Source organism: Janthinobacterium sp. JF4 (genome assembly GCF_059617925.1).
Genome location: NZ_JCAQAV010000092.1, coordinates 1 through 2,566, shown reverse-complemented (window position 1 = coordinate 2,566; position 2,566 = coordinate 1). Strand labels below are relative to the sequence as shown.

The following is a 2,566-nucleotide window of genomic DNA, read 5'->3' as shown; positions in this document are numbered from 1 at the left end:
CCGTCAGGGTCGCAGTGTAGGCCGCTTCCGCCGTCGGATTGGGCAAGCTGGCCGGGGTCAGGGCGAGCGTCGCCGACGCCACGGCCAAGGTATAGTTTTTCGTTGCCGTGAACTGACGTGTATCCGTCACTTTGACGCTCAGCGCAAAACTGCCGGCTGCCGTTGGCGTACCGCTCAGTATGCCGCTAGCGCTCAGCGTCATCCCGGCCGGGACGCTACCGGTGACCGCAAACGCGTATGGCCCGATACCGCCACTGGCCGTCAGTTGCTGGCTGTAAGCCGTACCAACAGTCGCGCCCGGCAAGCTGGCTGGCGTGATGTCCATCGCGGACGTCACCGTCAAGGTATAGCTTTGCGCTGCCTGGGCATTAACGCCTGCCACTGCGGCCTGCGTCGCGGTGATGCTGCTGGTACCTGCGGCCACGGGCGTGATGACGCCTGAGCTGCTGACGGTGGCCACGCCCATATTCGAACTGGTATAGCTGATGGCGCCATAACTGCCGCCCGCGAGGCTGGAAGTAGCCACGTTGGTCAAGCTATTCCCCAAGGGCACCGATGTCGCAGTCGGTGTTACAAACGTGATGACGCCGGTCGGGATATACGTAAATTGATCCGCAGCGTTGTTTGCACTGGTACCGCCAACCGTGGTGACTTTCACGTCCACCACGCCCAGGCTGCCCGATGGACTGGTGGCCGTGATCTGCGTAGCACTGTTGACTGTGAAGCTGGTGGCATTGGCGCCACCGAATCGCACCGCCGTGGCGCCGCCAAAGCCCGTGCCGGTAACGACCACGCTGGTGCCGCCGGTAATGGCGCCGGAAGCGGGCGCAATGCCGGTGACTACCGGTACCGCCACATAGGTGAACTGGTCCGCTGCCCCGGTGGCGCTGGTACCACCCGTCGTGGTGACGCGTACATCGACCGTGCCGGAACCGCTTGGCGCCGTGGCCGTGATTTGCGTGGCACTATTGACGGTGAAGCCGGTGGCTGCGGTGGCGCCAAATGTCACTGCCGTGGCGCCGCTAAAGCCGCTGCCGTTGATCGTCACGCTGGTGCCACCCGTCGTTGGACCGGCCGTGGGCGACAGGCCGCTCACCACCGGTGCGCCCACATACGTGAACTGATCCGCTGCAACCGCAGCACTGGTACCGCCAACCGTGGTGATGCGCACATCGACCGTACCAGAGCCGGCTGGCGCCGTGGCCGTTATCTGTGTGGCGCTGTTGACGGTGAAACCGGTTGCTGCGGTGGCTCCAAACGTCACGGCTGTCGTGCCACCAAAGCCCGTGCCGGTAATGGTGACCGTGGTGCCGCCTGTGGTGGGACCAGCCGCAGGCGACAGGCCCGTGACTGCCGGTGCCGCCACATACGTAAATTGATCGGCGACGCTGGTGGCGCTGGTACCGCCAATGGCGGTGACGCGCACATCCACCGTGCCAGCACTGCCGGCTGGCGCCGTCGCCGTGATCTGCGTGGCGCTGTTGACCGTAAAGCCCGTCGCCGCCGTGGCGCCGAAAGTCACCGCCGTGGCGCCGCTAAAACCGCTGCCGGTGATGGTGACCGTGGTGCCGCCGCTGGTGGGGCCTTGCGCCGGCGACAGGCCGGTAACTGTCGGTGCCAGCACGTACGTGAACTGGTCAGCGGCAATGGTCGCGCTGGTGCCGCCAATAGTGGTGATGTGAACATCGACCGTGCCGGAACCGCTTGGCGCCGTGGCCGTGATTTGCGTGGCACTATTGACGGTGAAGCCGGTGGCTGCGGTGGCGCCAAATGTCACTGCCGTGGCGCCGCTAAAGCCGCTGCCATTGATCGTGACGCTGGTGCCGCCCGTCGTTGGACCAGCCGTGGGCGACAGGCCGCTCACCACTGGTGCGCCCACGTACGTGAACTGATCCGCTGTAACCGCAACGCTGGTACCGCCAGCCGTGGTGATGCGCACATCGACCCTGCCCGAGCCGGCTGGCGCCGTGGCCGTGATCTGTGTGGCGCTGTTGACGGTGAAGCCGGTCGCTGCCGTGGCGCCGAAGGTCACCGCCGTCGCGCCGCCAAAATTCGACCCCGTGATGGTGACCGTGGTGCCGCCGCTGGTGGGGCCTTGCGCCGGCGACAGGCCGGTAACTGTCGGTGCCACCACATACGTGAACTTGTCCGCCGCGCCGGCGGCGCTGGTGCCACCAAGTGTGGTGACAGTCACGTCCACCGTGCCCGTGCCCGCTGGCGCCGTGGCCGTGATCTGCGTGGCGCTGTTGACCGTAAAGCCGGTGGCCGCCGTGACGCCAAAGGTCACGGCTGTCGCGCCGGTAAAGCCCGTGCCGGTAATGGTGACCGTGGTGCCGCCGGTGGCCAGACCTGAGGTGGGTGAAATGCTGCTAACCACCGGCTTTGCCACATAGGTAAATTGATCAGCGACGCTGGTGACGCTGGTGCCACCCGTCGTGGTGACGCGTACATCGACCGTGCCGGAACCGCTTGGCGCCGTGGCCGTGATCTGCGTGGCGCTGTTGACAGTAAAGCCCGTGGCTGCGGTGGCGCCGAAGGTCACCGCCGTCGCGCCGCCAAAATTCGA

General features: G+C 66.0%; 1 protein-coding gene. It reads right to left on the bottom strand.

Going from position 1 to position 2,566, the window contains the following annotated elements:
• Nucleotides 1-2,566: beta strand repeat-containing protein (locus AC54AF_RS26970; RefSeq protein ID WP_496639040.1), on the bottom strand; the 2,566-nt coding region annotated here is incomplete at both ends.